Raw genomic sequence first — 26,483 nt, 5'->3', positions numbered from 1 at the left:
CCGCAAGGCCTCCCCGTCTTTTTTTCGGCGCGCGCTGGCGCCGCGTTCACGGGCCGGCGCGGATCATCCGGCGCCAGGTCCTCCCTCCCGGGGGACGCAGGAGCACGCCATGGTCCGCTTCCTCCGTATCCCCCGCGCCGCCGCCGTGCTGGCGGCCGCGGCCATGCTGCTGCTGGCGGCCTGTGCCAGCGGCCCGCGGATCAGCAGCGAGGCCGATCCTTCGGCCGACTTCGGCCGCTACCGCAGCTTCGCCTTCTATTCGCCGCTGGCGATCGAGTCGCGCGGCTATTCCACCCCCACCAGCAACCGCATCCGCCAGGCCGCACGCGCGCAGCTGGAGGCGCGCGGCTACGTCTACGACGAGCGCGACCCGGACCTGTGGGTGAACCTCAACGCCTACCTGCAGGAACGCACCGACGTCAGCACCATCCCCGAGGTGGACTACGACTACTACTACAGCTACCGCGCCCGCAGCTACGTGGCGGTGCCGTACTGGCGCGAGCGCACCAGCGTGCGCCGCTACACCGAAGGCACGCTCAACGTGGACCTGGTGGACGCGCGCCAGAACCGGCTGGTGTGGACCGGGGTGGCGGTAGGCCAGGCCAGCAGCCGCAGCACACCGGCCGAGCGCGACGCGCGGATCGACTCGGCCGTGGCCCAGATCTTCGCCCGCTACCCGTACCGGGCCGCGCCGCGCTGACGCGGCGGCGCGGGCGGATGTGCCCGCGCCGGTTGCATGCCGCGGCCGCCGCGCCTCAGGCGCCGACCGCGGCCGAGTCCAGCAGCAGGTCCGCCTGTGCGCGCCACTCCTCCAGGCGCGGCAGCACGTTGCAGCGCTGCAGGTACTCCAGGTCCGGCTCCTCGCCGGAGGCCAGGGCCATGGCCACGTGGGTGGCGCCGGTGACCCAGAAGCTGCGGCTGGACGAGCGCGACGGCGTGCGGTGGAACGCCACCGCCTCGATGATCGGCATCGGCAGGCCCCACAGGCCCAGCAGGTAGGCGCCGGCCTCGGTATGGCCGGGGCGCGCGTCGCCGGCGGCGGCCGGCTCGCGCTCGTCGCGCACGCCGGGCAGCAGCAGGCCGATGTCGGCCAGCAGGGCGGCGGTGGCGCCCAGCTCGGCGCTGGATTCGGGGAGCATGCGCTTGGCCAGGCGCGAGGCCACCAGCGCGCGCTGCTGCAGCGCCGCGCGGTCCACCCCGGCCGGGGCCGGCAGGGCGAACACCTCGCTGGCCAGGACCAGGTCGCGCAGGGTGGCGATGCCCAGCCGGGTCACCGCGGCGCGCAGGTCGGTCACGGTGCGCCCGGAGGAGAAGAACGCCGAGTTGCACAGCTGCAGCACCTTGGCCGCGATCGCCGGGTCGGCCGCGACCAGGGCGGCGATGTCGGCGGCGCTGGTGTCCTCGTCGTTCTCCAGCGCGTGCATCAGGCGCAGGTACAGCTGCGGCGGCGAGGGCAGCTGCTCGACCCGGCCGATGCCGTCGCGCAGCTGCGGGTTGTCGACCAGCTCGCGCAGCTCCTCCAGGCTGCCGATGGATTCCAGCAGCAACTCGGGGGCCACGGGGGCGGGCAGGAAGCGGTGGGCCAGGCCGATGATGCGCGCCGGCGGGGTGGCCGAGTTCTCGATCACCGCCATGCGCGAGGTGGAGGGCCTCAGGGTACGGACCTGGCCGAGCAGGGTGGCCGGCGGCATGTCCGGCAGCGCCGGCGGCACCAGGACCACGTCGACCTCGACCGCGGCCACGTGGGCCATGGCCGAGCCGCCATCCGGGCAACGGTGGACATCCCAGTCCTCTCCCATGTCACCGACCAGTTCCACGAGGTCGGCAGGAAACACGACGTCGTCACCGACGAACAGGATGCGCACTCATTCCTCCACGAAGATCGTCCAGCCAGGGCGTGCCGGGGCCCGCCCCTGCACGGTAGCGGATAACCGCGCAGGAATCTTCAGGACTGCCGGCACCCCGGGCACGGCACTGCCGGGAAGTGTGCCGCATTTGGCGGTCCGGCGGCGCCGGCGGACCGCCGGCGCGCGATGGGTGCGGCCGTGCCGCACCCGGTGGCGATCAGGCCTCGCCCTTGGCCTTGGCGCGTTCCATCGACTCGACCAGGATGCGGCGGGCCTCCTCGGCGTCGCCCCAACCCTCGACCTTGACCCACTTGCCCTTCTCCAGGTCCTTGTAGTGCTCGAAGAAGTGGCCGATGCGCTCCAGCCAGTGGCTGGAGACCTGGTTGATGTTCTCCACGTGGGCGTAGCCGGCGAACACCTTGGCCACCGGCACGGCCAGGATCTTCTCGTCGCCGCCGGCCTCGTCGCTCATCTTCAGCACGCCCACCGGGCGGCAGCGCACCACCGAGCCCGGGACCAGCGGCAGCGGCAGCACCACCAGCACGTCGGCCGGGTCGCCGTCGCCGCACAGGGTGTTGGGCACGTAGCCGTAGTTGCATGGGTAGCGCATCGGGGTGGAGAGGATGCGGTCGACGAAGATCGCGCCGCTTTCCTTGTCCACCTCGTACTTGACCGGCTCGGAGTCCTTCGGGATCTCGATGACGACGTTGATTTCCTCGGGCGGGTTGCGTCCGGAATTGACCTGGTCGAGGCCCATCAGTGACTCCATTCCATCGGTTGGGTGAATCCGGCCATTTTACGCGCTGCGGTATTGCATTGCACAACGCACGATGGCAGGGCCCTCCGGGGCGGGCGCGGCCCGGAGGCGGGGCGCCGCGGCGGGCTCCCGCGCGGCCAGGCACGGCCCGAGGCGTGCCGCGCATCACGCAAATCCCCGGTGCGCACAGCCGGGGCCGCGGTGCAATTAGCCGAAAAGCGCATGGGCGCGCCGCGGCCGCGGCGGCAGGCCGGGGGCCCGGGACCGGTAGAATCGGGCGATTCTCCCCGCGACGTTGGACCCCCTGCATCATGAACGAGCGTATTGCCCACGCCGGCCTGGCTTCCAGGCTCATGTCGGCGGAGCAGGCCGCTGCCCTGATCCAGCCCGGCATGGCCGTGGGCATGAGTGGCTTCACCGGCGCCGGCTATCCCAAGGCCGTGCCCCAGGCGCTGGCCGCGCGCATCGAGGCGGCGCACGAGCGCGGCGAATCCTTCGCCATCCGCATCCTCACCGGCGCGTCGACAGCGCCGGAACTGGACGGCGTGCTGGCGCGCGCCGGCGGCATCGAGTTCCGCCTGCCGTACCAGTCCGATCCGGAACTGCGTGGCCGCATCAACGGCGGCCAGATCGAGTACATGGACGTGCACCTGGGCCACGTCGCCCAGCATGCGCTGTTCGGTTTCCTCGGCCGCATCGACCTGGCCATCGTCGAGGTCACCGCGATCCTGCCCGACGGCCGCCTGGTGCCCTCGACCTCGGTGGGCAACAACAAGACCTGGCTGGATCTGGCCGACAAGGTGATCATCGAGGTCAACCACCGCCAGCCGCGCGGCATGGAGGGGATGCACGACATCTACTACGGCACCGCCAAGCCGCCGCAGCGCAAGCCGATCCCGCTGACCCACCCGGGCGACCGCATCGGCGAGCCCTACCTCAAGGTCGACCTGGACAAGGTCGTGGCGGTGGTGGAGAGCGACGCGCCGGACCGCATCGGCCGCTTCGCCCCGATCGACGACGTCTCCCGCGCCATCGCCGGCCACCTGGTGGAGTTCTTCCGCCACGAGATCCGCGCCGGGCGCCTGGGCGAGCACCTGCTGCCACTGCAGTCGGGCGTGGGCAACATCGCCAACGCGGTGCTGGCCGGCCTGCACGACGGCGGATTCCGTGGCCTGACCGCGTTCACCGAGGTGATCCAGGACGGCATGCTCGACCTGATCGGCAACGGCACGATCGACATGGCCTCGGCCACCTCGTTCTCGCTCAGCCCCGAGGGCGTGGAGGAGTTCGCGCGCAACATCGACCTGTACCGCGAGAAGATCGTGCTGCGCCCGCAGGAGATCTCCAACCACGCCGAGCTGGTGCGCCGCCTGGGCGTGATCGGCATGAACGGCATGGTCGAGGCCGACCTCTACGGCAACGTGAACTCCACCCACGTCTGCGGCACCAGCATCATCAACGGCATCGGCGGCTCCGGCGACTTCGCCCGCAACGGCTTCATGTCCTGCTTCCTGAGCCCGAGCACGGCCAAGAACGGCGCGATCTCGGCCTTCGTGCCGATGGTCAGCCACGTCGACCACACCGAGCACGACGTGGCGGTGCTGGTCAGCGAGCAGGGCCTGGCCGATCTGCGCGGGCTGTCGCCCAAGCAGCGCGCGCGGGCGATCATCGACAACTGCGCGCACCCGGACTACCGGCCGATGCTGCAGGACTACTACGACCGCGCCCTGCGCGACAGCAAGGGCCGGCATACCCCGCACCTGCTGGCCGAGGCACTGTCCTGGCACCAGCGCTACCTGGAGACGGGGACGATGAAGGCCTGACGGCCTTCGCGGTGGCAGACGAAGAAGGGCGGCCAGTGGCCGCCCTTCTTCGTCCCTGCCGGTGCGGCCGGATCAGCCCAGCGACTCCAGCCACTCGTCGTCCGAGCCTTCGTTGACGCCCTCGAACAGCGGGGTGGAGAAGTAGCGTTCGCCGGTATCCGGCAGCATGGCCAGCAGCACCGAGCCGGCCGGGGCCTCGGCCGCCACCTTCAGCGCGGCGGCCACGGTGGCGCCGGCGGAGATGCCGACGAAGATGCCTTCCTCGGCGGCCAGGCGGCGCGCGGTGGCGATGGCCTCGTCGTCGGTCACGCCGAGGATGCGGTCGGCCACGTCGCGGTTGAGCACCGAGGGGACGAAGTCCGGGGTCCAGCCCTGCACCTTGTGCGGCTTCCACTCGCCGCCGGCCAGCAGCGAGGCGTTGGCCGGCTCGGCGGCGGTGATCTTCACCTCCGGGCGGGCCACGCGCAGCACCTCGCCCACGCCGGTCAGGGTGCCGCCGGTGCCCCAGCCGCTGACGAAGTGGTCGAGGCGGCGGCCGGCGAAGTCGCGCAGGATCTCGGCGGCGGTGGTCTGGCGGTGGTAGGCCGGGTTGGCCGGGTTCTCGAACTGGCGCGCCAGGAACCAGCCGTGCTTCTTCGCCAGCTCCTCGGCCTTGCGCACCATGCCGCTGCCGCGCTCGGCCGCCGGGGTCAGGATCACCTTGCCGCCGTAGGCGCGGATCAGCTTGCGGCGCTCGACCGAGAAGGTCTCCACCATCGTGGCCACGAACTTGTAGCCGCGCGCCGCGGCCACCGCCGCCAGCGCCACGCCGGTGTTGCCGGAGGTCGCCTCGACGATGGTGTCGCCCGGCTTGAGCAGTCCCTTGGCCTCGGCGTCGAGCACGATGGCCAGGGCCAGGCGGTCCTTGACCGAGCCGGCCGGGTTGAAGGCCTCGACCTTGGCGTACAGCTCGATGCCCTCCGGGGCGATGCGGTTGAGGCGGACGACCGGAGTGCGGCCGATGGTGTCGAGGATGCTGTCGTAGATGGCCATGTGAAGTTCCGTTGTCGTGACGGGATGGAAATCAGGCGGCGCGCGCCAGCGCCGCGGGCGCGCCCAGCGGCGGGGCGCCGAACCAGTGCAGGCGGGCGGCCAGCGCGGCCACCTCGCCGAGGATCAGCAGGGCCGGTGAAGACACCGCATGCGCGCGCGCGGTCTGCGCCAGGTCGGCCAGGGTGCCGGCGACCACCCGTTGCTCCGGGCGCGAACCGTTTTCCACCAGGGCGAACGGCGTGGCCGGGTCGCGCCTGGCGGCGAGCAGGCGCTGCTGCAACTGCTCCAGCGCGGCCACGCCCATGTACACGGCCAGGGTCTGGCGCTCCTGGGCCAGCGCCTCCCAGTCCAGGGTGTCGGCCGAGTCGCGGCAGTGCGCGGTGACCAGGCGCAGGGACTGGGCGTGGTCGCGGTGGGTCAGGGGAATGCCGGCATAGGCCGCGCAGGCGACCGCCGCGGTGATGCCCGGCACCACCTGGTAGGGGATGCCGTGCGCACGCAGGAATTCCAGCTCCTCGCCGCCGCGCCCGAACACGAAGGGGTCGCCGCCCTTGAGCCGGACCACGCGGCGGCCGGCGCGGGCGTGGTGCAGCATCAGGGCGTGGATCTCCTCCTGCGGCATGCTGTGGTTGCCGGCGGACTTGCCGACCTCCACCCGCAGCGCCTGCGGATTGGCCAGGGCCAGCACCCCGGCGCCGACCAGGCGGTCGTGCAGCAGCACCTCGGCGGCTTCCAGCGCGCGCAGGGCGTGCAGGGTCAGCAGTCCCGGATCGCCGGGCCCGGCACCGACCAGGGCGACGCTGCCCGGGGCCAGTTCCAGGGGGGATCCGGAAGACGGTGCGGCGGTGGGCGACAGGCTCACGGCTGTACGGTCGCAGGAAGGGAAGCCGACCGTACGCCCGCCTCATGACCGGCGGAAATAACTTGCCGGGCAAAGCTCATGCGTTCGGGTTATAAGGCTCGGGCGCGGATTGCCCTACAGTCCGCAACACCCCGCCATGCCATCGCCGGTACCGCGCCATGACGCTCACCCAGCTGCGCTATCTGGTCGCCATTGCCGACGCCGGGCTGAACATCACCCTGGCCGCGGCGCGCGTGCATGCCACCCAGCCGGGCCTGTCCAAACAGCTCAAGCAGCTGGAGGACGAGCTGGGCTTCCTGCTGTTCGTGCGCAAGGGCCGCAGCCTGGAATCGATCACCCCGGCCGGCGCCGAGGTGCTGGAGCGGGCGCGGGTGATCCTGGCCGAGACCGCCAACATCCGCGCCTACGCCGCCAACCAGCGCCGCGACAACCAGGGCCAGCTGACCATCATCACCACGCACACCCAGTCGCGCTTCGTGCTGCCGCCTGCGATCGCGCGGATCAAGCGCGACTTCCCGCAGGTGAGCGTGCACCTGCAGCAGTCGGCCGAAGGCGTGGCCCTGGACCTGCTGTCGCAGGGCGATGCCGACATGGCCGTGGTCAGCACCGCCGGCAGCGAGCCGCAGGGCGGGGTGGCGGTGCCGCTGTACCGCTGGCGCCGGCTGGCGCTGGTGCCGCGCGGGCATCCGCTGGACCGCGCCGGGCGCGCGCCCGACATCCACGAGCTGTCGAAGTACCCGCTGATCAGCTATGAATCCTCGGTGCGCCCGGAATCCTCGCTGCAGCGCGCCTTCCACTCGGTGGGCCTGGAGCCGAACCTCGCGCTGACCGCGCTGGACGCGGACCTGATCAAGACCTACGTGCGCGCCGGGCTGGGCGTGGGCCTGCTGGCGGAAATGGCGGTGAGCACCGGCGATACCGACCTGCGCGGCTGGCCGGCGCCGCCGGAGGTCAGCGAGTGCATCGCCTGGGCGGTGCTGCCGCGCGAGCGGGTGTTGCGCGACTACGCGCTGGAGCTGGTGCACGTACTGGCGCCGCAGATCGACAAGCGCGACCTGCGCCGGGTGCTGGACGGCAACCAGGAGCCCGACTGGCCGCCGCCGCCGACCTGGGAATCCCTGACCCAGACGATCACCAGCTGAGCCGCGCCCTCAGGGCAATGGCGTCTGGTGATGCGGGGCCGGCAGCCACAGGCCGGCGATCAGGACCTCCCGTCGTCGCGGTTCCCGCTGGTTCCCGCTTCGTCCCCGGGTCTGGTGCGCTTGCCCGAAGTGGCCAGTGACAGGGCGATGCCGATGGCGATGCCCGGCCCGATGCCCAGCGCCACGTTGTCCATCGCCACGCCGATCGCCGCGCCGATGGCGATGCCCAGGGCGATGCCGGTCGTGAAGGAAATGCCTTTCCCGCCGTGCTCGCGTGCCATGTCGCCTCCGCGGGTATCCAGGTCGCCGGCAGTCTGCGCCGGCGCCGGTGGATGCGGTGTCGTGCCCGGGCGGCAGTGTCCGCAGGTTTTTCCGGGGCGCCTGCCACGCGGCCCGCTGCGCCCCTCCGGTAAACTGGCCACCCCACCGCCAGCAGAAGCCGCATGAACACCATCATGGTCCCCGTTTCGGTCGGGGAGCTCGTCGACAAGATCACGATCCTGGAGATCAAGGCCGAGCGCATCGCCGACCCGGACAAGCGCGCCAACGTGGTGCGCGAGCTGGAGGGCCTGCGGCCGCTGTGGCAGCCGCTGGAAGGCGGCTCGGCCGAGCTGGCCGCGCTCAAGGCCAGGCTGCGCGACGTCAACGAGCGCATGTGGGACGTGCAGGACGCGCTGCGCGCCAAGGAAGCGGCCCAGGACTTTGGCGCCGAATTCATCGAACTGGCGCGCGCGGTGGCCGCGCGCAATGGCGAGCGCGTCGGCTACAAGAATGAGATCAACCGCCTGGCCGGTTCGCAGTTCGTCGAGGAAAAGCAGTACCGCTGAGGTTTTCCGGCCCGCTCGCCAACCCTCAGATGTCCTCGTGGATCCCGCACTCGCGCTTGAGGCCGAAGAAGCGGGTGTCCTCGTCCTTCATGCCCGGCTCCCAGCGGCGGGTGGTGTGGAAGTCGCCGATGGAGACGTAGCCCTCGTGCCACAGCGGGTGGTAGGGCAGGTCGTGCTTCTTCAGGTACTGCCACACGTCGCGGTCGCTCCAGTCGGCGATCGGGCTGACCTTCAGGCGGTTGCCGCGCCACTGCAGGATCGGCGTGTTGGCGCGGCTTGCCGACTGGCTGCGGCGCAGGCCGGTGAACCAGGTGCCGGCCTGTAGCTCGTCCAGGGCGCGGCGCATGGGCTCGACCTTGCGCAGCTGGTTGTAGTTGTCCAGGCCTTCCACGCCCTGCTCCCACAGGCGGCCGTGGCGCGCTTCCATCCAGGCGCGGCTGATCAGCGGACGGTACACCTTGAGGTTGAGCTTCAGCCGTTCGGCCAGCTCGTCGGCGAAGCGGTAGGTCTCCGGGAACAGGTAGCCGGTGTCGACCAGGATCACCGGGATGTCCGGCTTCTGCGCGGTGAGCATGTGCAGGGCGACCGCGGCCTGGGCGCCGAAGCTGGAGGACAGCACGTGGTTGGCCGGGCCGTGTTCGAGCGCCCAGGCCACGCGGGCCTCGGCGTCCATCGCTTCCAACCTGGGGTTCAGCGCGTCGAGGTCCAGCACCGGGCTGGCATCGGCGCTGTTGGCGGCTTGGTCGGGAACGGCATTGGTGCTCATGGGGGTGGCGCTCCGGTGCGGATGCGGCATGGCTCAGGCGGGGACGGGCACGGCCGCTTCGGCGGGCCCGACCTGGACGTGGGTGGGATAGGACGGCAGGGCGACCAGCCCGGCGCGGTGCAGGAAGTCGCCGAAGCGCTCCTCCGGCTGGCGCTCGGCGGCATAGCGCGCCAGCAGCGGTTCCAGCGCCTCGAGGATCTGCGCCTCGGTGATGTTCTCGCGGTAGAGGGTGTTGAGCCGCTGGCCGCGGTGGTCGGCGCCGAGCATCAGGTTGTAGCGGCCCGGGGCCTTGCCGACCAGGGCGATCTCGCCCAGGTAGGGGCGCGAGCAGCCGTTGGGGCAGCCGGAGATGCGCAGCAGGATCGGCGCGTCGGCCAGGCCGTGCTTCTCCAGCACCGGCTGCAGCCTGGCGGCGAAGTCGGGCAGGTAGCGTTCGGCCTCGGCCATGGCCAGGGCGCAAGTGGGCAGGGCGACGCAGGCCATGGCCGTGCGCTGCAGTGCGGTCGGGGCGCGGTTCTCCAGGTCCAGGCCGTGGTCGCGCACCAGGGCGTCGATCCGCTTGCGCTCGCTGGCCGGCACGTTGGCGATGATCAGGTTCTGGTTGGCGGTCAGGCGGAACTGGCCGCGGTGCACGTTGGCGATCTCGCGCAGGCCGGTCAGGTGCGGCGCGCCGGGGCGGTCGGCGATGCGCCCCGACGGGACCGACAGGGTCAGGTGCCAACGCCCGTCCTCGCCCTCGATCCAGCCGAAGCGGTCGCCGTTGTGCTCGAAGCGGAACCGCCGCGCCGGCTGCAGGCGGAACCCGGCAAGTTCCTGCATGCGCGCGACGATCGCGTCCAGGCCGTGGTCGTCGATGGTGTACTTGAAGCGCGCGTGCTTGCGCTCCACGCGGTCGCCCAGGTCGCGCTGCACCACCAGCGCGGCGCGGGCGATGTCGATCGCCTGCTCCGGGGCGACGAAGCCGATCACGTTGCCCAGGCGCGGATAGGTCTTCGGATCGCCGTGGCTGGCGCCCATGCCACCACCGATGGTGACGTTGAAGCCGGCCAGGCCGCCGGCGCCGTCGTCGATGGCGATCAGGCCGAAGTCGTTGGCGAACACGTCCACGTCGTTCACCGGCGGCACCGCCACGGCCATCTTGAACTTGCGCGGCAGGAAGGCCTTGCCGTACAGGGGCTCTTCCTCCTGCCCGCTGTCGGCCAGCTTCTCCTGGTCCAGCCAGATCTCGTAGTAGGCGCGGGTCTTCGGCAGGAACTCCAGCGACAGCTTCTGCGCCCACTCGTGCACCTGCGCGTGCAGGCCGGACAGCAGCGGGTTGCTGCAGCCGAGCACGTTGCGGTTGACGTCGCCGCAGGCGGAGATGGTGTCCAGCGCGGCGGCGTTGATGGCCTGCATGGTCGCCTTCAGCTCGCGCTTGACCACGCCGTGGAACTGGAAGGTCTGGCGGGTGGTGATGCGCAGCGAGTGGTTGGCGAAGCGGGTGGCGATGGCGTCGAGCTTGAGCCACTGCTCCGGGGTGAAGACCCCGCCCGGGGCGCGGATCCGGATCATGAACTGGTGCGCCGGTTCCAGCTTCTGGCGGCGGCGCTCGTCGCGGATGTCGCGGTCGTCCTGCTGGTAGGTGCCGTGGAACTTGACCAGGCGCTGGTCCTCGAACGACAGCGAGCCGCTGACCGGGTCGGCCAGTCCCTCCAGCAGCGTGCCCCGCAGGCCGCGGCTGTTGATCTTGATGTCTTCGACGGAGGGGTGGCTCATGGAAAGTGATTGGTGATTGGTGATTCGGGATTGGGGGACGTGTTTCCGTTGAACCGGATCGGGTCAGTAGACGTCGCGGGCGTAGCGCCCTTCGGCTTGCAGCGTGGTGAGGTATTCGGCCGCCGCTTCGCGGTCGCCGCCGTTGTGCGCGGCAACCACGTCCAGCAGCGCCGCATGCACGTCCTTGCCCATGGCGATCGCGCCGCACACGTACAGGTGCGCGCCGTCCTGCAGCCAGGCGTACAGCTCGGCGCCGCGCTCGCGGAGCCGGTCCTGCACGTAGACCTTGGCGGGCTGGTCGCGGGAGAAGGCCAGGTCGAGGCGATGCAGTTCCTTGCGCTGCAGGGCTTCCTGCCACTCGACCTGGTAAAGGAAACCGGTGTTGAAGTGCTGGGCGCCGAAGAACAGCCAGTTGCGGCCGCTGGCGCCGGTCTCGGCGCGCTCCTGGACGAAGCCGCGGAACGGGGCCACGCCGGTGCCCGGGCCGATCATGATGATGTCGCGGCTGGCATCGGCCGGGACCCGGAAGCGCTCGTTCGGCTCCACGTACACCGGTACCTGCGCGCCTTCCTCCAGCGCAGCCAGGAAGGCGCTGGCGGCGCCGAGGTGGTCGTGGCCGTGGGCGTGGTAGCGCAGCGCGTCCACGGTCAGGTGCGCTTCCTCGCCGACGCGCTTGCGGCTGGAGGCGATGGAGTACAGGCGTTGGGCCTGTGGCCGCAGCGCGGCCACCAGGGCCTGGTGGTCCCAATCCGCCGGCCAGCGACGCAGCACGTCCACCAGCTGGTGGTCCGCGAGCAGCGCCGCCAGGCCGGCAGGCTGGGTCGGGTCGAGTAGCTGTCGCAGCGACGCGGAGCCGGAGCGCTCGGCATGCGCGGCCAGGAACGGTCGCGACAGCCGGGTCAGCTCGCGCCGGGTGGCCAGCCACTCGTGCAGGGGCAGAGTCTCCCCTTCGATGGTGACGGCAGCGTTACCGTCCAGGCGGGCGGCCTCCAGCACGGAGGCCACCAGGGGTTCGGGATTGCGGTGGCGGATGCCCAGCGCATCGCCGGGTTCGTAGGCCAGGCCGGAGCCTTCCAGCGACAGCTCGATGTGGCGGACGTCCTTCTCCACCGGCCCGTACTTGCGGAAACCGACCGCGCGGAACTCGCGCCCGGTGATGCGCTGGTTGGCCAGCACCTCGGCCGGGAACGGGCGCTCGTGCGACCAGCCGGCCGCGGCCGGCCGCAGCGGGGTGACCGTAGCCAGGTGCGCGCCGGACGCAGGCGCGGCGGCCCGCAGCAGTTCGCCGGCCTTGGCCAGGGCCGCTTCACGCCAGGGCGCGGCGACGCTGTCGATGTCCAGGTCGGCCTGGCCCAGGTCGTGGATGCGCTGCGCGCCCAGTTCGGCCAGGCGCGCGTCCAGCTTGCGCGCGATGCCGCAGAAATCGGCGTAGCTGGTATCGCCCAGGCCCAGCACCGCGTACTTCAGCTCCGGCAGCTTCGGCGCGCGCTTGCCGGAAAGGAACTCGGTGAAACCAATCGCGTCGTCCGGCGGATCGCCCTCGCCCTGGGTGCTGATGACGATGTACAGCAGGCGCTCGCTGGCCAGCTCGCGGGTGGGGTAGGCGTCGGCGCGCACCAGGCGCACCGCCAGGCCGGCCGCTTCCGCGGCGGTGGCCAGCTTCTCCGCCTCGCGCCGGGCATTGCCGGTCTGGCTGCCGTAGAGCACGGTCAGGCGCTGGCCGGACTGCGGGGCCGCGGCCGCGCCGCCGCCGGGCAGCACCGCCAGTTGCGGCGCGCCGTGGCCCTGGGCCAGGCCGGCGGTGTAGCCGGACAGCCACCACAGCGCGGGCGCATCCAGGCCTTCCACCAGCCGCGCCAACAGGACCTTGCGGTCCTCGTCGAGCGGACCGGGCGGAAAGGCGGGGGACGCAGCGGTCATTGGCAGGGGCCTTGTGGACGCAGTCGCAACTCGACGGGAGTCCGATGGTAGGAAGCCCGGTCCCGCTACTGAAACGGCTTGTGGTTATTGGCTTATGCTCGCCGCTTATTTCATCTGCGCGGGCCCGCGTGCGGATACTGCGGCTCCATCGCACGCCCCCCGTTCCATGCGGGCCGGTACTGCGAAGCGCCCCGGCAATGCCTGCCGCGGCCCCATTCCCCAGGTCGCAGATGAGCCTTTCCCACCGCCTGTCCCACCTCGACCGCCTGGAGGCGGAGAGCATCCACATCCTGCGCGAGGTGGCGGCCGAGTTCCGCAACCCGGTGCTGCTGTACTCGGTGGGCAAGGACAGTTCGGTGCTGCTGCACCTGCTGCTGAAGGCGTTCGCCCCGGCGATCCCGCCGATCCCGCTGCTGCACGTGGACACGCGCTGGAAGTTCCGCGAGATGATCGCCTTCCGCGACCGCCGCGCGGCCGAGACCGGCGTGGAACTGCGGGTGCACGTCAATCCCGAGGGCATCGCCCAGGACATCGGCCCGGTCAGCCACGGCGCCAGCGTGCACACCGAAGTGATGAAGACCCAGGGCCTGAAGCAGGCGCTGGAGAAGTGGAAGTTCGACGCTGCCATCGGCGGAGCGCGCCGCGACGAGGAGAAGTCGCGGGCCAAGGAACGGGTGTTCTCGTTCCGCAACGAGCACCACCGCTGGGACCCCAAGCGCCAGCGCCCGGAGCTGTGGAACCTGTACAACGCGCGCGTGCGCAGTGGCGAGAGCGTGCGCGTGTTCCCGCTGTCCAACTGGACCGAGCTGGACGTGTGGCTCTACATCTACCGCGAGAAGATCCCGGTGGTGCCGCTGTACTTCGCCGCCGAGCGCCCGGTGGTCGAGCGCGACGGCGCGCTGATCATGGTCGACGACGAGCGCCTGCCGCTGCGGCCGGGCGAGGTGCCGCGGATGCGCAAGGTCCGCTTCCGCACCCTCGGCTGCTACCCGCTGACCGGTGCGATCGAATCGGAAGCCGACAGCCTGGAGGCGATCATCGCCGAGATGCTGGTGGCCACCATCTCCGAGCGCCAGGGCCGGGTGATCGACCACGACCCGTCCTCGTCGATGGAGAAGAAGAAGCTCGAGGGGTATTTTTGATGGGCAGCAGTGATTCGTCATTCGTGATTGGTGATTCGAAGGCGCAGGCCACCGCCGTTGCTTCTTCCAATCACGAATCACCAATCACCAATGACGGCGCGGATAGCGCGGTTTCACTCTATCTGCGCCAGCACGAAAGCAAGCCGCTGCTGCGCTTCATCACCTGCGGCAGCGTCGACGACGGCAAGAGCACCCTGATCGGGCGGCTGCTGTACGAGAGCAAGCGCCTGTTCGACGACCAGCTGGCGGCACTGGAGGCCGACAGCCGCCGCCACGGCACCCAGGGCGGGCGCATCGACTACGCCCTGCTGCTGGATGGCCTGGCCGCCGAGCGCGAGCAGGGCATCACCATCGACGTGGCCTACCGCTATTTCGATACCGACAAGCGCAAGTTCATCGTCGCCGACTGCCCCGGGCACGAGCAGTACACCCGCAACATGGCCACCGGCGCCTCCACCGCCGACCTGGCCGTGGTCCTGGTGGACGCGCGCAAGGGCCTGCTGGCGCAGACCCGCCGCCACAGCTACATCGTCTCGCTGCTGGGCATCCGCCACGTGGTGCTGGCGGTGAACAAGATGGACCTGGTCGGCTACGACCAGGCCGTGTTCGAGGCGATCGCCTCCGGCTATCGCGAACTTGCCGCGCAGCTGCGCATTCCCGACGTGCAGGTGATCCCGCTGTCGGCGCTGGAAGGCGACAACCTGCTGCGGCGCTCGCCCAACACCCCGTGGTACGACGGCCCGGCGCTGCTGGAGCACCTGGAGTCGGTGGAGGTCGAAGACGGCCAGGCCCGCACCGGCCTGCGCCTGCCGGTGCAGTGGGTGAACCGGCCCAACCAGGACTTCCGCGGTTTCGCCGGCACGATTGCTGCCGGCGTGGCGCGCCCGGGCGACCCGGTGGTGGTGCTGCCTTCGGCGCGGCGCTCGACCATTGCCCAGGTGCTGGGCCCGGACGGCCCGCTGCCGCGCGCCGAGGCCGGCCAGGCGGTGACCCTGACCCTGGCTGACGAGATCGACGTCAGCCGTGGCGACCTGATCGCCGCCGCCGGCGACCCGCCCGCGGTGGCCGACCAGTTCGCCGCCCACCTGCTGTGGATGAGCGACGCCCCGCTGCTGCCGGGCCGGCCGTACTGGCTGAAGATCGGCACCCGCACCGTGGCCGCCAGCATCAGCGAGATCAAGCACCGGGTGGACGTGAACACCCAGGAGCACCTGGCGGCCAAGCGCCTGCAGCTCAACGAGGTCGGCTACTGCAACCTGAGCCTGGAGGAGCCGGTCGCCTTCGCGCCTTACGCGGAGAACCGCACCCTGGGCGGCTTCATCCTGATCGACCGCCAGAACAACGACACCGTCGCCGCCGGCACCCTGGACTTCGCCCTGCGCCGCGCCGACAACGTGCACTGGCAGCACCTGGACGTGGACAAGGCCGCCCGCGCCCGGATCAAGGGCCAGGTGCCGAGGGTGCTGTGGTTCACCGGCCTGTCCGGCGCCGGCAAGTCCACCGTGGCCAACCTGGTGGACAAGCGCCTGCATGCGCTGGGCTACCACACCTTCGTCCTGGACGGCGACAACGTCCGCCACGGCCTCAACCGCGACCTCGGCTTCACCGACGAGGACCGGGTGGAGAACATCCGCCGCGTGGCCGAGGTGGCCAGGCTGATGGCCGACGCCGGCCTGATCGTGCTGGTCAGCTTCATCTCCCCGTTCCGCGCCGAGCGGCGGATGGCGCGCGAGCGCTTCGCCCCGGGGGAGTTCATCGAGGTGTTCGTGGACGTGCCGCTGGAAGTGGCCGAGGCGCGCGACGTCAAGGGCCTGTACCGCAAGGCCCGGGCCGGGCTGATCCCGAACTTCACCGGGATCGACTCGCCCTACGAGCCGCCGGAGGCACCCGAGGTGCACCTGCACGCCGACCGCGAGGACCCGCAGGCGCTGGTCGCGCGGGTGCTGGCGGCACTGGACCTGCAGCCATAGCGGAAGTTCCCGGGGGCAGGGGCCAACCAAAGCCACATAGAGCCGTTCACGCCCGCTGGCTACACTCCGCGGTTTGCGCATGAATCCAGCGAGGCGATCGATGGCGGCACGAATCCCGGCGTTGCTCCTGTGCGGGCTGCTGGCACTGGCCGGCTGCGACCGCCAGGCGCCGGCCGCCCGCGGCGGCGGGGCCGCGATCCCGGTGACCACCGCCGTGGTCCAGCCGCGGCCGTGGAGCGATACCGTCCAGGGCCTGGGCACGGTGCGTGCCCGCGAGTCGGTGACCCTGAGCGCCAAGGTCAGCGAGATCGTCGAGCAGGTGCACTTCGACAGCGGGCAGAAGGTGGCCGCCGGCCAGCCCCTGGTGACCCTGCGGGTGGACGCCCAGCGCGCCGCCCTGGTCGAGGCCGAGGCCGCCGCCGCCGAGGCCGAGCAGCAGTTCCGCCGCCTGGAGAGCCTGGCCGCGCAGCAGCTGGTCTCGCGCGCCACCCTCGATACCCAGCGCGCCACCCGCGACGCGGCCCTGGCACGGGTGCGGCAGATGCAGTCGGACATCGGCGACCGCCAGATCCGGGCGCCGTTCGCCGGCGTGCTGGGCATCCGCCAGGTCAGCCCCGGCGCGTTGCTGACCCCCAACGCGGTGATCGCCACCCTGGACGACATCTCCCGGGTCTACGTCGACTTCCAGGTCCCGGAGGCGGCGCTGTCGCGGGTGGCGCAGGGCGCCGTGGTCAGCGCCCGCGGCGCGGCCTGGCCCGGCCGCAGCTTCGAGGGCCGGGTGCAGACCGTGGACGCGCGGATCGACCCGCAGACCCGCGCGGTGACCGTGCGCGCCGAGTTCGACAACCCCGAAGGCCTGTTGCGCCCGGGCATGCTGCTGGACGTGAGCCTGTTCCAGCCGCCGCGCGAGGCGCTGGTGGTGCCGGAGCTGGCGGTGGTGCAGGTGGGCCGCGACTCGTTCGTGTACCGGGTCGACGGCGAGGGCGTGGTGGAGCAGGTGCCGGTGCGCACCGGCCTGCGCCGCGAGGGCCTGGCCGAGATCGCCGAGGGCCTGGCCGCCGGCGACCGCATCGTGGTCGAGGGCACCGGCAAGCTGCGCCCGGGGGTGAAGGTGGTCGACGCCGCCGCGCCGGCCGCGGCCGAAGGCGGGGCCGCGGCCCCCGCCGGCCATGCCGCCGGCGCCGGCGCGGGCGGCCAGGGCTGAGCCGATGAAGCTGTCCGACCTGTCGATCCGCCGCCCCGTCTTCGCGATGGTGGTGAGCCTGCTGCTGGTGGTGCTGGGCGGCATGTCGTTCATGCGCCTGACCCTGCGCGAGCTGCCCAACATCGACCCGCCGATCGTCTCGGTCGAGGTGCGCTATCCCGGCGCCTCGGCGGCGGTGGTCGAGACCCGCGTGACCCAGATCCTCGAGGACGGCCTGGCCGGCATCGAGGGCATCCGCACCATCCAGTCGCAGAGCCGCAACGGCCGCGCCGACGTCACCATCGAGTTCAACCTCAGCCGCGACATCGAGGCGGCGGCCAACGACGTGCGCGACCGCGTCAGCCGGGTCATGGACCGCCTGCCGGACGAGGCCGACCCGCCGGAGATCGCCAAGGTCGAGGCCGACGCGGACGTCATCATCTGGCTCAACATGCGCTCCACCGTGATGGACACGATGGAGCTGACCGACTACGCCGACCGCTACGTGGTCGACCGGCTCTCGGCGCTGGACGGCGTGGCCCGGGTGCAGCTGGGCGGCGCCCAGCGCTACGCCATGCGCATCTGGCTGGACCGCGATGCCATGGCCGCGCGCGGGATCACCGCCGGCGACGTCGAATCGGCGCTGCGCACGGAGAACGTGGAGCTGCCGGCCGGGCGCATCGAGTCGGCCACCCGCGACTTCACCCTGCGGGTGGAGCGCGGCTACCGGGCGCCGGAGCAGTTCGCGAACCTGCCGTTGCGCAAGGGCGCCGACGGCTACGTGGTGCGCCTGGGCGACGTGGCCCGGGTCGAACTGGGCCCGGAGGAGCGGCGCTCCTACCTGCGCAGCAACGGCGTGCCCAACGTCGGCCTGGGCATCGTCCGCACTTCCACTGCCAACGCCCTGGACGTGGCCCGCGCCGCGCGCGCCGAAGCGGAGGAGATCCAGAAGACGCTGCCGGAAGGCACGGACATCTTCGTGGCCTACGACAGCACCATCTTCATCGAAGCCTCGGTGGAGCGGGTGTACTGGACCCTGGCCGAGGCCATGGTCCTGGTGTTCGGGGTGATCTGGCTGTTCCTGGGCAGCCTGCGCGCGGCGCTGATCCCGGCGGTCACCGTGCCGGTGTGCCTGGTGACCGCATTCATTGCCCTGTATGCCTTCGGCTTCTCGATCAACCTGCTGACCCTGCTGGCGCTGGTGCTGTGCATCGGCCTGGTGGTGGACGACGCCATCGTGGTGCTGGAGAACGTGCAGCGCCGCGCCGACCTGGGCGAGCCGCCGCTGGTGGCCGCGCGCCGCGGCACCGCGCAGGTGGCGTTCGCGGTGATCGCCACCACCGCGGTGCTGGTGGCGGTGTTCCTGCCGGTGGGCTTCATGGAGGGCAATACCGGGCGCCTGTTCCGCGAGCTGTCGGTGGCGCTGGCGGCGGCGGTGGCGATCTCGGCCTTCGTCGCCCTGACCCTGACCCCGATGATGTGCTCCAAGCTGGTGCGCCCGCATGCGGCGCCGCGCGGGCTCAACGCCTGGACCCAGCGCGTGCTGGCCCGGGTCAGCGACGGCTACGGCCGCCAGGTCACGCGCCTGGTCGGGCTGCCGGGCCGGCGCCTGCTGGCGCTGCTGCTGCTGGCCATGGCCCTGTGCCTGGCGGCGGTGGCGGCGCTGGGCCTGCGCGTGCCCAGCGAGCTGGCACCGGCCGAGGACCGCGGCCGCTTCTTCGTGATGGTCGACGGCCCCGAGGGTGCCGGCTTCGACTACACCGTCTCCCAGATCCAGCAGGTGGAGGAGATCATCCTGCGCCGGGTGGGTGGGGACCAGCCGGTGCAGCGCGCCAACTCGCGCGTGCCGCGCGGCTTCGGTGGCAGCGAGGAAATGCACACCGGCCAGGTGGTGGTGTTCCTGCAGGACTGGCGCCAGCGCAAGGCCAGCACCGACGAGGTGGTGGCGGAGCTGCGCCGCGAGCTGGGCACGCTGCCGGGGGTGCAGGTGCGCGCCAATGTGCCCGGTGGCCTGGTCAACACCCGCGGCCAGCGCTACCAGCTGGTGCTGGGCGGCCCCGACTACGCCGAGCTGGCGCAGTGGCGCGACCGCATCCTGCAGCGCATGGAGTCCAACCCCGGGATCCAGGACCCGGACTCGGACTACAAGGAAACCCGGCCGCAGATGCGGGTGGAGATCGACCGCAACCGCGCCGCCGACCTGGGCGTGTCGGTGCAGGAAATCGGCCGCACCCTGGAGACCATGATGGGCTCGCGCCAGGTGACCACCTTCGTGGACAACGGCGAGGAGTACGACGTCATGCTCCAGGCCGACCGCGACAAGCGCATGGACCCGGCCGACCTGGAGCGCACCTGGGTGCGCGCCGCCAGCGGCGAGCTGGTGCCGCTGTCCAACCTGGTCACCCTGCGCGAGGTGGCCGAGGCGGGCAGCCTCAACCGCTTCAACCGCCTGCGCGCGATCACCATCAGCGCCGGCCTGGCGCCGGGCTACAGCATGGGCGAGGCGCTGGAATGGACCCGCCAGGTCGCCGCCGAGGAACTGCCCGACTACGCCCAGATCGACTGGAAGGGCGAGTCGCGCGAGTACCAGGAGGCCGGCGGCGCGGTGCTGCTGACCTTCGCCATGGCCCTGCTGGTGGTGTACCTGGTGCTGGCGGCGCAGTTCGAGAGCTTCCTGCACCCGCTGGTGATCATGCTGACCGTGCCGCTGGCGGTGCTGGGCGCGCTCATCGGCCTGTGGGCCACCGGCGGCACGCTCAACCTGTTCAGCCAGATCGGCATCGTCATGCTGATCGGCCTGGCGGCCAAGAACGGCATCCTGATCGTGGAGTTCGCCAACCAGCTGCGCGACGAGGGCCGCTCCGTGGCCGCCGCGATCGCCGAGTCGGCGCGGGTGCGCCTGCGCCCGATCCTGATGACCTCGGTCGCCACCGTGGTCGGCGCGGTGCCGCTGGTGGTGGCCGGCGGCCCGGGTTCGGCCAGCCGCGCCACGATCGGCATCGTGATCATCTTCGGCGTGTCGTTCTCGACCCTGCTGTCGCTGTACGTGGTGCCCGCGTTCTACGCCCTGCTGGCGCCGTTCACCCGTTCGCCGGAGGCGCTGGCGCAGGAGCTGGAGCGGCTGGAAGCACGCACGCCGCCGGTGGGCGGCCACGGCTGAAACCCGGGAAAGGGGCCTTGCGGCACTTTTCCCGGATTGCCCGGACTGGTACACCTGCAACCTTTCACACGTCGCAGGTTGGATGTCCTGATGCGCAAGTTCCTCCGTCCCTTGTTGCTCTCCCCGTTGGCCCTGGCCTGCCTTGGCGCCCACGCCGCCGACGAGGTCCCGCTCACCCGCCTGCCCGACTGGGCGGTGCCGGCCCGTTACGCGATCGACCTGAAGGTCGACCCGCGCCAGCCGCGGTTCGAGGGCACGGCGCGGATCGAACTGGAGCTGCGCCAGGCCTCGGACCACGTGTGGCTGCATGGCAAGGAACTGCAGGTGGCATCGGCCACGGTGGTCACCGCCGACGGCCGCCGCATCCCGGCGCGCTGGAGCCAGGCCGACGAGCGCGCCGGGGTCGCGCGGGTGGACTTCGGCAGCGAGCTGCCGGCGCAGAAGCTGGCGCTGGAGTTCCGCTACACCGCGCCGTTCAACCAGCAGCTGGAAGGCCTGTACAAGGTCGGCTACCAGGGCGATGACTACGCCATCACCCAGATGGAGCCGATCAGCGCGCGCCTGGCGTTCCCGGCGTTCGACGAGCCGGCGTACAAGACCCCGTTCGAGCTGAGCCTGACCGTGCCCGAACAGGACGTGGCCCGCGCCAACACCGCCGAGGTCGCCACCGAACCGGCCGGCAAGGGCTGGAAGACCGTGCGCTTCGCCCCGACCCTGCCGCTGCCCACCTACCTGGTGGCCTTCGGCGTGGGCCCGTGGGACGTGGTCGAGGGCCCGCAAATCGCACCCAACCGCTGGCGCAAGGAGCCGGTGCCGCTGGCCGGCGTCGCCGCCAGGGGCCAGGGCGGGCGCATGCAGAAGGCGCTGGAGCAGTCGCCGGCGATGATCGAGTGGCTGGAGGAGTACTTCGACTACGGCTACCCGTTCGGCAAGCTCGACCTGGTCGCGGCCCCGGACTTCTCCGCCGGCGCGATGGAGAACCCGGGCTTCGTCACCTTCCGCGACTGGCTGCTGCTGCTGGACGACAACTCGCCCACGCGCAACGTCAAGGGCTCGTTCAACGTCACCGCGCACGAGCTGGCCCACCAGTGGACCGGCGACATCGTGACCATGGAGTGGTGGGACGACCTGTGGCTCAACGAGGCCTACGCCACCTGGCTGCAGCAGAAGATCACCATGGCCCTGCGCCCGGAATACGAGGCGCAGCTGGACCGGGTCTCCAGCGCGCAGCGCACGATGACCGCCGACAGCCTGGTCAGTGCCCGCCGCATCCGCCAGCCGATCACCGGCAACGGCGACATCGAGACCGCGTTCGACGGCATCACCTACCAGAAGGGCGCGGCGGTGCTGGCCATGTTCGAGGCCTTCGTCGGCGAGGACGTGTTCCGCCAGGCGATGCGCCAGTACATGCGCAAGCACGCCTTCGGCAACGCCACTGCGTTCGACCTGATCGACGAGATCGCCGCCGCCTCCGGCAAGGGCGAGGCGCTGAAGGCCTCGTTCCGCAGCTTCATCGAGCAGCCGGGCGTGCCGTACCTGTCCGGCGAGCTGGTCGGCAAGGGCAGGGAATGGCGCTTCCGCGTGCAGCAGCAGCGCTACCTGCCGCTGGGTTCGGCCGGCGACGCCGCCCAGCAGTGGGGCGTGCCGGTGTGCGTGCGCTACGGGGTCAAGGGCGGTGACCGCACTGCTTGCGGGCTGGTCAGCGGACGCAGCGGCGAGATCGCGCTGCCCGGCGCCAGCGCGGACAGCTGGGTGATGCCCAACGCCGGCGCCACCGGCTACTACCGCTTCAGCCTGCCGCCGCAGCAGCTGGCGCGCCTGGCCGCGCAGGTGCCCAAGCTGGCCGATACCGAGCAGCTGGCCTATGCCGATGCCCTGGGCGCGGCCTTCGCCCGCGGCGACGCCGACGCGCACGACGTGCTGGAGGGCATGCGCCGCCTGGCCGGGGCCGCCTCGCCGGAGGTGGCCACCGCGCTGCTCCCGCGCTTCAACTGGATCTGGAGCAACCTGGCCAGCACCGACGCGCAGCGCCAGGTGCTGCGCCAGGCGGCCAGCGATGCGTTCCTGCCGCGCCTGCGCGCGCTGGGCTACGCGCGCAAGCCGGGTGAGTCGGCGCGCGACACCGAGCTGCGTCCGGCCCTGGTGCAGCTGCTGGGCGGGCAGCTGGAGATCCCCGAGGTGACCGCGGCCCTGCTGGAGCAGGCGGACAAGGTGCTGGGTGGCGGCAGCGGCGCCCTCGACTTCGCCGCCGCCGAGCCCGACCTGCTGGGCGAGGTGCTGGGCGCGGCGGTGCGCACCCGTGGCGAGCCGGTGGTGAGCCGGCTGATCGCCGAGCTGGCGGACAACGGCGATCCGGTGCAGCGCAACGCCATGCTGCATGCCCTGGCCGCCACCCGCGACCCGGCCCAGGTGGCGCGGGTGCGCGACCTGGCGCTGGATCCGGTGGTCAAGGTCGGCGAGATGTACTGGCTGGTCGGCGTCGGCGTGGACGATCCGCAGCTGCGCGAGGGCCTGTGGCCGTGGTTCACCGCCAACTTCGACCGCATCCTCGCGCGCACCGGCGTGTTCGCCGCCACCTACATGCCGGGCATGGCCGTGGCCGGGCAGTGCTCGGTCGAGGCGGCCGAGCGCCTGGAGGCGTTCTTCGGCCGGCGCCTGGCGGAACTGCCGGGTGCCGAGCGCGGCATGGCCCAGGCGGCCGAATCGCAGCGCCTGTGCGCCGCGCTCAAGGCCGCCCAGGACCCGGCGCGGATCCGCTGATGGCGGCCGCCGCGCGGCCGCATCGCCCCGCCCCGCAGGGGGCGCGGCGATGAGCGCGGCGCCTAGGCTGCGGGTGCAGGGGGACGGCTTCCTCCTGCGCCCGTGGTGCGCCGACGACCTGGAGGCGCTGCTGGAACACGCCGACGACGCCGCGGTGGTGCGCGGCCTCGGCGAGCGCTTCCCGCATCCGTACACGCGCGCCGACGGCGAGGCCTTCCTGGCCGGGCGCGTGGTCGACCTGGCCACGGCCTGGGCGATCGAACTGGAAGGCCGCGCCTGCGGCGGCCTCAGCCTGCTGCTGCAGGGCGGCGAACGCGCGCACGCGGCGCGGCTGGGCTACTGGCTCGGGCGCCGCCACTGGGGCCGCGGGCACATGACCCGGATCGTCGGCGCATTCCTGCAGGCGGCGGTGCCCGCGTACGGCCTGCAGCGGGTGGAGGCCTTCGTGCTGGAGGGCAACCCGGCCTCGGCGCGGGTGCTGGAGAAGAACGGCTTCCGCCACGAGGGCACCTGCCGCGCCGGGATCCGCAAGGGCGGCCGCTTCCACGACCTGCACTGGTATGCGCGGATGTGGGGCGGGGCCGCGGGGCGCTGAGCCCGGGCCCTTCCAGCCCGCCCCCGGTGCATGCACCATGGGCCGATTCCGGTGGAGGGGAACGGCATGGCAGGGAGCGGCGGCGCGCGCCTGGAGAACCTCGATGCCCTGCGGGGCTTCGCCCTGTTCGGGCTGTTCATGGTGCACATGCCGGAACTGTTCGAGCTGTACTGGCTGGCGCCGGTGACCGACCCGTTCCAGCTGGCGGTGCACGACGCGGTGTGGCTGGTGTTCGCCGGCAAGGCCTTCGCCCTGATGGCGCTGTGCTTCGGCACCAGCTTCTTCATCCTGATGCAGGCCGGGGAACGCCGCGGCCGGGACTTCAGCGTCCGCTTCGCGTGGCGGCTGTTGCTGCTGGCCGCGATGGGCCTGCTGCACGGGCTGTGGTACCGCGGCGACATCCTCGAGGTGCTGGCGGTGATGGGCCTGTTCCTGCTGCCGTTCCACCGCGTCCGGTCCAACCGCGTGCTGCTGGCGCTGGCGGCGGTGCTGCTGCTGCAGCCGCTGATGCTGGTGCAGATCGCGGCCGGGCTGGCCGGCGCGGAATGGGCCAACCGCGCGCCGGCCTACTGGAGCGACGCGATCAATCCGCTGTACGCCAGCGGCAGCCTGTGGGACACGGTGCGGATCAACGTGGTGGAGGGACACGCCCAGAAATGGGCTTTCATGCACGGCTCCGGCCGGCTGAGCCAGATCCTGGGGTTGTCGCTGGCCGGCATGGTGCTGGGACGGATCGGCTTCTTCGCCCGGCCGCAGGCATTCGCGCGCCTGCGCATGGCCGGCCTGCTGCTGGCCCTGGCCGCGGCCGCGGTCCTGTACTTCGCCCGCGAACCGCTGGCGGCGCTGGTGCCGGCCAGCGATGCGATGTTCATGCCGCGCGCGCTGGCCGGCAGCCTGCTTGGCAGCCTGTTCGACCTGGCGGTGATGGCGGTGCTGCTGTTCGGCTTCCTGGTGCTGTACCACGGACCGGCGCAGCCGGTGCTGCGGTTGCTGGCGCCGGCCGGGCGCATGACCCTGAGCCTGTACGTGGGCCAGTCGCTGCTGTTCGTGCCGGTGTTCTACGGCTACGGCCTGGGCCTGCACGCCAGCATGACCCAGCTGCAGGCCGTGCTCTGGGGCCTGGCCGCGTTCGCCGCGCAGCTGGCGTTCGCCCACCTGTGGTTCCGCCATTTCCTGTACGGACCGCTGGAATGGCTGTGGCGCGCGGGCACCTGGACCACCCTGCGGGTGCCGTTCCGCCGCGTGCAGGGCGCACCGGCCTGAGCGGCGCCCGTGCCGGAAGGCACTGCGCGGCGGGGCGGGTTGCGGTTATCTTTCCTTCACCTTGCGGCGCGCGCCGCCCCTTCCCCTTTCCGTTCCGACGGCCGGAGACCCTGACCCGTGGAAGCTTTTCTTGCCTGGATTAACGGCATCATCTGGAGCAATGCGCTGATCGCGCTGTGCCTGGGTGCCGGCCTGTGGTTCACCTTCCGCACCCGCGTGATGCAGGTGCGCGGATTCGCCGAGATGTGCCGGCTGACCGTCACCGGGCAGAAGTCCGACGCCGGCGTCTCCTCGTTCCAGGCCCTGGCCATCTCCATGGCCGGGCGCATGGGCATCGGCAACATCGCCGGCGTGGCCACCGCCATCGCCTACGGCGGCCCGGGCGCGGTGTTCTGGATGTGGGTGATGGGCTTCCTCGGCGCCTCGACCTCGTACGTCGAGTCCAGCCTGGCCCAGATCTACAAGGAAAAGGACGCCGAGGGCCGCTACCGCGGCGGCCCGGCGTACTACATCGAGAAGGCGATGGGCCTGAAGTGGTACGCGGTGGCGTTCGCCGTGGCCACCGTGGTCGCCACCGGCCTGCTGCTGCCGGGCGTGCAGGCCAACGCCATCGCCGACAGCGCCAGCAACGTGCTGTGCGGCGGCGGCGCGGCGTTCTGCGAGGCCAGCGGCGGCGCCAGCATGCTCAAGCTGTGGATCGGCCTGGGCGTGGCCACCCTGCTGGGCCTGATCATCTTCGGCGGCATCAAGCGCATCGCCGCCTTCGCCGAGCTGGTGGTGCCGTTCATGGCCCTGGCCTTCATCCTGATGGCGATCGTGGTGATGATCCTCAACGCGCACAAGGTGCCGGGCATGTTCGCCGACATCTTCTCCAGCGCGTTCGGCGCGCACGCGGCGTTCGGCGCGATCATCGGCCAGGCCATCGCCTGGGGCGTCAAGCGCGGCGTGTACGCCAACGAGGCCGGCCAGGGCACCGGCCCGCACGCGGCCGCGGCCGCCGAGGTCTCGCACCCGGCCAAGCAGGGCTACGTGCAGGCCTTCGCGATCTACTTCGACACCATGCTGGTGTGCACCTCCACCGCGTTCCTGCTGCTGTCCACCGGCATGTACAACACCTTCCGCGTGGTGGTGGAGGACGGTAAGGAGACGCTGCAGGCCATCGTCAGCGGCGTGCCGGGCGTGGCACCCTCCGAGGGCGCGCAGTTCACCCAGGCGGCGGTGGAGTCGGTGCTGCCGGGCTGGGGCTCGGCGTTCGTGGCGCTGGCGCTGTTCTTCTTCGCCTTCACCACGATCATGGCCTATTACTACATGGCCGAGACCAACCTCACCTACCTGGCCGGCGTGCGCAAGACGCACCCGCTGGCGACCCTGCTGCTGCGCCTGGGCATCATTGCCATGGTGGTGTTCGGTGCCTACCACAACGCCGCCACCGCCTGGACCCTGGGCGACATCGGCGTGGGCCTGATGGCCTGGCTCAACATCATCGCCATCCTGATCCTGCAGAAGCCGGCGCTGCTGGCACTGCAGGACTACGAGCGGCAGAAGAAGCTTGGCGTCGAGCCCGTGTTCGACCCGGAGGCGCTGGGCATCCGCAATGCCGGCTTCTGGTCCAGGAAGGACTGATGGGCAATCCCTGGGACCGCGGCCCGCGCCCACCGCGCAAGGGGCCGCCGCGCCGC

The 26,483-nt window shown here is 71.5% G+C and carries 19 protein-coding genes and 1 pseudogene; 12 read left to right on the top strand and 8 right to left on the bottom strand.

The genetic code is table 11. The features are described from left to right. The first annotated feature begins 109 nt into the window (after nucleotides 1–109). A complete protein-coding gene (locus B351_RS0105050; RefSeq protein ID WP_037034283.1) occupies nucleotides 110–700 on the top strand; it encodes a DUF4136 domain-containing protein in 591 nt (196 codons plus the stop codon). A 55-nt stretch (nucleotides 701–755) separates the two neighbouring features. Here the strand turns inward: B351_RS0105050 and B351_RS0105045 are convergent, their stop codons facing one another. Both B351_RS0105045 and ppa read right to left on the bottom strand, forming a co-directional pair. Continuing rightward, on the bottom strand, nucleotides 756–1,865 hold the full coding sequence (locus tag B351_RS0105045; protein ID WP_026010381.1) for an HDOD domain-containing protein: 1,110 nt from the start codon (nucleotides 1,863–1,865) through the stop codon (nucleotides 756–758). A gap of 199 nt (nucleotides 1,866–2,064) precedes the next feature. Then, nucleotides 2,065–2,604 carry an inorganic diphosphatase gene (ppa, locus tag B351_RS0105040; RefSeq protein ID WP_019397957.1) on the bottom strand — a complete coding sequence of 180 codons (540 nt, stop codon included), beginning with the start codon at nucleotides 2,602–2,604 and terminating at the stop codon, nucleotides 2,065–2,067. A 311-nt stretch (nucleotides 2,605–2,915) separates the two neighbouring features. Between ppa and B351_RS0105035 the strand changes: the two genes are divergently transcribed. Beyond that, complete coding sequence (locus B351_RS0105035) at nucleotides 2,916–4,427, top strand: acetyl-CoA hydrolase/transferase family protein (protein WP_026010380.1); 1,512 nt, start codon at nucleotides 2,916–2,918, stop codon at nucleotides 4,425–4,427. A 72-nt stretch (nucleotides 4,428–4,499) separates the two neighbouring features. Here the strand turns inward: B351_RS0105035 and cysK are convergent, their stop codons facing one another. Both cysK and cobA read right to left on the bottom strand, forming a co-directional pair. Continuing rightward, nucleotides 4,500–5,459 (bottom strand): cysteine synthase A, encoded by a 960-nt coding sequence (cysK, locus tag B351_RS0105030; protein ID WP_019397955.1) that lies wholly within the window; start codon nucleotides 5,457–5,459, stop codon nucleotides 4,500–4,502. 31 nt (nucleotides 5,460–5,490) lie between these two features. Beyond that, a pseudogene (gene cobA, locus B351_RS0105025) lies at nucleotides 5,491–6,273 on the bottom strand (uroporphyrinogen-III C-methyltransferase); the annotation flags it as partial. Between the two features lie 206 nt (nucleotides 6,274–6,479). Here cobA and B351_RS0105020 point away from each other — a divergent pair. Next, a complete protein-coding gene (locus B351_RS0105020; protein ID WP_019397953.1) occupies nucleotides 6,480–7,463 on the top strand; it encodes a LysR family transcriptional regulator in 984 nt (327 codons plus the stop codon). 59 nt (nucleotides 7,464–7,522) lie between these two features. Here the strand turns inward: B351_RS0105020 and B351_RS0105015 are convergent, their stop codons facing one another. Further along, nucleotides 7,523–7,744: a hypothetical protein gene (locus B351_RS0105015; protein WP_019397952.1), complete on the bottom strand. Its 222-nt coding sequence runs from the start codon at nucleotides 7,742–7,744 to the stop codon at nucleotides 7,523–7,525. A gap of 162 nt (nucleotides 7,745–7,906) precedes the next feature. Between B351_RS0105015 and B351_RS0105010 the strand changes: the two genes are divergently transcribed. Further along, nucleotides 7,907–8,290, top strand: a complete 384-nt coding sequence (locus B351_RS0105010) for a DUF6165 family protein (RefSeq protein ID WP_019397951.1) — start codon at nucleotides 7,907–7,909, stop codon at nucleotides 8,288–8,290. Nucleotides 8,291–8,315: 25 nt separating this feature from the next. Here B351_RS0105010 and B351_RS0105005 read toward each other — a convergent pair whose 3' ends face one another. The 3 genes from B351_RS0105005 to B351_RS0104995 all read right to left on the bottom strand — a co-directional run bounded on the left by B351_RS0105005 (nucleotide 8,316) and on the right by B351_RS0104995 (nucleotide 12,731). Then, nucleotides 8,316–9,056: a phosphoadenylyl-sulfate reductase gene (locus tag B351_RS0105005; protein WP_019397950.1), complete on the bottom strand. Its 741-nt coding sequence runs from the start codon at nucleotides 9,054–9,056 to the stop codon at nucleotides 8,316–8,318. Nucleotides 9,057–9,089: 33 nt separating this feature from the next. Beyond that, on the bottom strand, nucleotides 9,090–10,811 hold the full coding sequence (gene cysI, locus B351_RS0105000) for an assimilatory sulfite reductase (NADPH) hemoprotein subunit (protein ID WP_019397949.1): 1,722 nt from the start codon (nucleotides 10,809–10,811) through the stop codon (nucleotides 9,090–9,092). A gap of 63 nt (nucleotides 10,812–10,874) precedes the next feature. Next, nucleotides 10,875–12,731 carry an assimilatory sulfite reductase (NADPH) flavoprotein subunit gene (locus B351_RS0104995; RefSeq protein WP_019397948.1) on the bottom strand — a complete coding sequence of 619 codons (1,857 nt, stop codon included), beginning with the start codon at nucleotides 12,729–12,731 and terminating at the stop codon, nucleotides 10,875–10,877. 230 nt (nucleotides 12,732–12,961) lie between these two features. On the opposite strand from B351_RS0104995, the gene cysD reads away from it, so the two are divergent. From cysD to B351_RS0104955, 8 genes are all read left to right on the top strand, one after another. Beyond that, a complete protein-coding gene (gene cysD / locus B351_RS0104990) occupies nucleotides 12,962–13,873 on the top strand; it encodes a sulfate adenylyltransferase subunit CysD (protein WP_019397947.1) in 912 nt (303 codons plus the stop codon). Next, nucleotides 13,873–15,843 carry a sulfate adenylyltransferase subunit CysN gene (gene cysN / locus B351_RS0104985; RefSeq protein WP_050992141.1) on the top strand — a complete coding sequence of 657 codons (1,971 nt, stop codon included), beginning with the start codon at nucleotides 13,873–13,875 and terminating at the stop codon, nucleotides 15,841–15,843. The genes cysD and cysN overlap by 1 nt, the downstream gene beginning before the upstream one ends. Nucleotides 15,844–15,943: 100 nt before the next feature. Further along, complete coding sequence (locus tag B351_RS0104980) at nucleotides 15,944–17,047, top strand: efflux RND transporter periplasmic adaptor subunit (protein WP_050992140.1); 1,104 nt, start codon at nucleotides 15,944–15,946, stop codon at nucleotides 17,045–17,047. A 4-nt stretch (nucleotides 17,048–17,051) separates the two neighbouring features. Then, nucleotides 17,052–20,186: an efflux RND transporter permease subunit gene (locus B351_RS0104975; protein WP_026010376.1), complete on the top strand. Its 3,135-nt coding sequence runs from the start codon at nucleotides 17,052–17,054 to the stop codon at nucleotides 20,184–20,186. 90 nt (nucleotides 20,187–20,276) lie between these two features. Next, a complete protein-coding gene (locus B351_RS0104970; RefSeq protein ID WP_026010375.1) occupies nucleotides 20,277–22,946 on the top strand; it encodes a M1 family metallopeptidase in 2,670 nt (889 codons plus the stop codon). Nucleotides 22,947–22,995: 49 nt separating this feature from the next. Further along, on the top strand, nucleotides 22,996–23,541 hold the full coding sequence (locus B351_RS0104965; protein ID WP_026010374.1) for a GNAT family N-acetyltransferase: 546 nt from the start codon (nucleotides 22,996–22,998) through the stop codon (nucleotides 23,539–23,541). 66 nt (nucleotides 23,542–23,607) lie between these two features. Beyond that, nucleotides 23,608–24,804: a DUF418 domain-containing protein gene (locus B351_RS0104960; protein WP_039730881.1), complete on the top strand. Its 1,197-nt coding sequence runs from the start codon at nucleotides 23,608–23,610 to the stop codon at nucleotides 24,802–24,804. A 117-nt stretch (nucleotides 24,805–24,921) separates the two neighbouring features. Continuing rightward, the gene (locus B351_RS0104955) at nucleotides 24,922–26,427 is read left to right on the top strand and encodes a sodium:alanine symporter family protein (protein ID WP_019397940.1); all 1,506 of its coding nucleotides are present in this window, start codon (nucleotides 24,922–24,924) and stop codon (nucleotides 26,425–26,427) included. Nucleotides 26,428–26,483: the final 56 nt, after the last annotated feature.

The organism is Pseudoxanthomonas sp. GW2 (assembly GCF_000283075.1).
Lineage (GTDB): Bacteria > Pseudomonadota > Gammaproteobacteria > Xanthomonadales > Xanthomonadaceae > Pseudoxanthomonas.
This window is presented reverse-complemented; position numbering and strand designations above follow the sequence as displayed.